Raw genomic sequence first — 3,034 nt, forward strand, 5'->3', positions numbered from 1 at the left:
CAAATCCTGAACGCACGTTCACTGTCTACGAAACCCGGGACTTGACACGTTCACTGTCTACGAAACCCGGGACTTGACAATCACCGTGAACCGGATCTACAACCGGGCCACCGATGATGCCCGGCGCACGGTCGATTACACTACCGGCGTCACCGTCTTCATCGCCTTCTTTATCGGCAGGATGGGCCTGCTCTCCGCGGCCGCCAAGGTGACCCAGCTCGCCGGCGGACTCTTGGAGGCGATCGCGGCCGTGGACCTGAACTTCTCCGGGACCACCGTGATCGCTTTCTTTGCCCTGGCCTGGGTGGCCGCTGGCGCAGCACGCACCCGAACCCTGCCTTGCTGTGGCGTTGTCCTCTGAAGAACAACAGTTGTGAAGGTCCCGATGATGACTAACCGAGAAGTCCGTGGACACCAGGTCCAGACTCATCCCGGTCCCCGGCCGTTGCCCCTTGTTGACGCCCAGGGGCGCGAGCGGTCAAGACTGACCTGACCACGCATGACATGAGATACGTACTACGAGAAGTTTGACCATGTACAACGAGAGACGAAGGAGCACGATCATGATGAACGGCGGCGGTACGGGCGGTATGGGGCTGATGTGGATCTTCGGGCTGCTGATGCTCGTGGGGGTGATCGTACTGGTGGTGGTGCTGGTGAAGGCCTTCACCGGCCGATCCTCGACCACGGGCGGGCCCGACCACAGCCGTGGGGCGAGCACGGGCACCGGCCGGTGGCGGGAAATCCTCGAGGAACGCTACGCCCGCGGCGAGCTGAGCATCGAGGAGTACCGCGAACGTCTCCGGACCCTGGAGGAGGGCGGCCGGTGAGCCCGTTGACCCGCCGGCAACTGCTGGCACTGGGCGCGGCCGGGGCCGGGGCCACCGTCGTGGGCGGGACCGGGCTGTGGTGGACCACCACCGGCGGCCCCGGCTACACCGGTGGTAAAAACCTGATCGAACCGCAGGTGCTGGCCAGCCGCGACCGCGTGCTGGAACTGGACCTGACCGCCGCCCCGACACGGATCGAGGTCGGTGGCCGGGAGGCCTCCGTGCAGGCCTTCAACGGCTCCCTGCCCGGACCGACCCTGCGGGTGGCACCGGGGGACACGATCCGGGTGGCGATGACCAACGGACTGGAGGCCCCGACGAACCTGCACGTGCACGGGTTGCACGTCTCCCCGGAGGGCAACGGCGACAATCCGTTCGTGAGCATCGCCCCGGGCGAGTCCTTCGACTACGAGTTCGTCTTGCCGGCCGATCATCCGCCGGGTACCTATTGGTATCACCCGCACCGCCACGGCCATGTGGCCGACCAGGTCGCTGCCGGGCTCTACGGGGCCATCATCGTGGAGGACCCCGAGCCGGTCCCGGTCACCCGGGAGCGGGTCATGGTGGTCTCGGACCTGACCCTGGACGCCTCCGGCAACCTGGCCGAGGCCGACCGGATGCAGCAGATGATGGGCCGGGAAGGCGAGGTCGTACTGGTCAACGGCCAGGTCCGCCCGCAGCTCACCGCCGCCCCGGGGGAGCGGGAGCGGTGGCGGATCGTCAACGCCTGCCCCTCCCGGTACCTCCGGCTGCAGTTGGACGGCCAGCAGGTCCGGCTGCTCAGCCGCGACCTCGGGCGCCTGCCGGTCCCCGAGGAGATCACCGAGGCGGTCATCGCCCCCGGCAACCGCATCGAACTCCTCGTGGACACCGCCGAGGGCTCTTCAGCCCTGGTCGCCGCACCGGTGAACCGCGGCGGCATGGACGCCATGATGGGCGAGGGCATGATGGGCGGGACCATGATGGGTGACAACGAGCCCGGCAACGACGATCCGATCGAGCTGCTCGCCCTCGAGGTGTCCGGGGACCCTGTCGAAACGCCCGCACCAGTGCCGGAGGGACCGGCTCTGCGCGATCTGCGCGAGGAACCGATCACGGCCCGTCACACCCTGGACTTCGCCATGGGCATGGCCGGTGGCATGGGAGGCGACGGAGCCATGATGGGCGGTGAGGAGGACACCACCATGATGGCCTTCACCATCAACGGCCAGGAGTTCGACCCCGACCGGGTCGACACCCTGGTGGCGGCCGGGACCGTGGAGGAATGGACCCTGGTCAACTCCAGCCCCATGGACCACCCCGTCCACCTGCACGTGTGGCCCATGCAGGTCGTCCAGGATGGGGACCGCGACGTGCCCGAACCGAGGTGGCAGGACGTCGTGAACGTCCCGGCTTTCGGGGAGGTGAAGGTCCTCATCGCCTTCGAGGACTTCCCGGGGAAGACCGTGTACCACTGCCACATCCTCGACCACGAGGACCAGGGCATGATGGGCACCGTCGAAGCCCGCTGAGGCCGGGCTCCCCGCAGTGCGGCCTCGCCGCGGAGGGCCCCAATGACCGGTGGCTGCGCCGGGGCGACCCGGAGCTCGAGGAACGATCCCGCCCTGCGGATGGCCGCTTGCAGAGGCCGGGCTAGCCGGCGGCTGCGGCGCCTTCGTACATGAACGCGTACGGCTTCGGGATGTCCTTGGCGTAGTGGGTGTCCAGCCGGGTGATCTTCATTCCTGCCGCTTCGATGATCGAAGGGATGTCACGGTTGAGGTGGCACCCACCACCGACGCGCTGCTGAATGCCGTTGAGGCGGTCCTGCCATCGACGGACGCCGTGGTCCGGTGCTCGACCGTGCTCGGCGAAGTGCAACTGCCCGTCCGGTGTGAGCACGCGTGCCATCTCGCACACCGCCGCCTCTGGTTCGGGGATGGTGCACAGACTCCAGGTGCACAGCACCGCGTCTGCGGAGTCGTTCTCCAGGGGCAGATGCTGCCCGTCGAGGCCGACGACCTTCACGGGGACCTCCGAGGCGGCGATCCGCTTCCGGGCGAGGGCGATGCTGCGCTGGGAGGGCTCCACAGCTCGCAACCGGGTCACCTCGGCCGGTAAGAAGGGGAGATTGTGTCCGGTGCCGAACCCGATCTCCACCACCTCGTGAATCGTCCCGTGTTTCATAGAGAGTGATCCAACCTTCCAGAAAGGCAGCACCACCA

At 67.5% G+C, this 3,034-nt stretch carries 4 protein-coding genes; 3 read left to right on the forward strand and 1 reads right to left on the reverse strand.

The features are described 5' to 3' along the window. Window positions 1-85 precede the first annotated feature (85 nt). The 3 genes from ABD172_RS15195 (at window position 86) to ABD172_RS15205 (ending at window position 2,341) form a co-directional block, all read left to right on the forward strand. Window positions 86-361 carry a hypothetical protein gene (locus ABD172_RS15195; RefSeq protein ID WP_344311052.1) on the forward strand — a complete coding sequence of 92 codons (276 nt, stop codon included), beginning with the start codon at window positions 86-88 and terminating at the stop codon, window positions 359-361. Between the two features lie 202 nt (window positions 362-563). Beyond that, complete coding sequence (locus tag ABD172_RS15200; RefSeq protein WP_344311054.1) at window positions 564-830, forward strand: SHOCT domain-containing protein; 267 nt, start codon at window positions 564-566, stop codon at window positions 828-830. After that, entirely contained in the window at window positions 827-2,341 is a 1,515-nt protein-coding gene (locus ABD172_RS15205) for a multicopper oxidase family protein (RefSeq protein ID WP_344311056.1), read from the forward strand. The genes ABD172_RS15200 and ABD172_RS15205 overlap by 4 nt, the downstream gene beginning before the upstream one ends. Before the next feature lie 121 nt (window positions 2,342-2,462). Here ABD172_RS15205 and ABD172_RS15210 read toward each other — a convergent pair whose 3' ends face one another. After that, entirely contained in the window at window positions 2,463-2,996 is a 534-nt protein-coding gene (locus ABD172_RS15210; RefSeq protein ID WP_344311058.1) for a class I SAM-dependent methyltransferase, read from the reverse strand. Between the last annotated feature and the right edge of the window lie 38 nt (window positions 2,997-3,034).

Source organism: Brevibacterium samyangense, assembly GCF_039529845.1.
GTDB lineage: Bacteria > Actinomycetota > Actinomycetes > Actinomycetales > Brevibacteriaceae > Brevibacterium > Brevibacterium samyangense.

Bases quoted from the DNA above. Each gene is read 5' to 3' on its own strand.
- ABD172_RS15210 (WP_344311058.1), bottom strand. From the start codon at position 2,996: ATGAAACACGGGACGATTCACGAGGTGGTGGAGATCGGGTTCGGCACC.
- ABD172_RS15200 (WP_344311054.1), top strand. From the start codon at position 564: ATGATGAACGGCGGCGGTACGGGCGGTATGGGGCTGATGTGGATCTTC.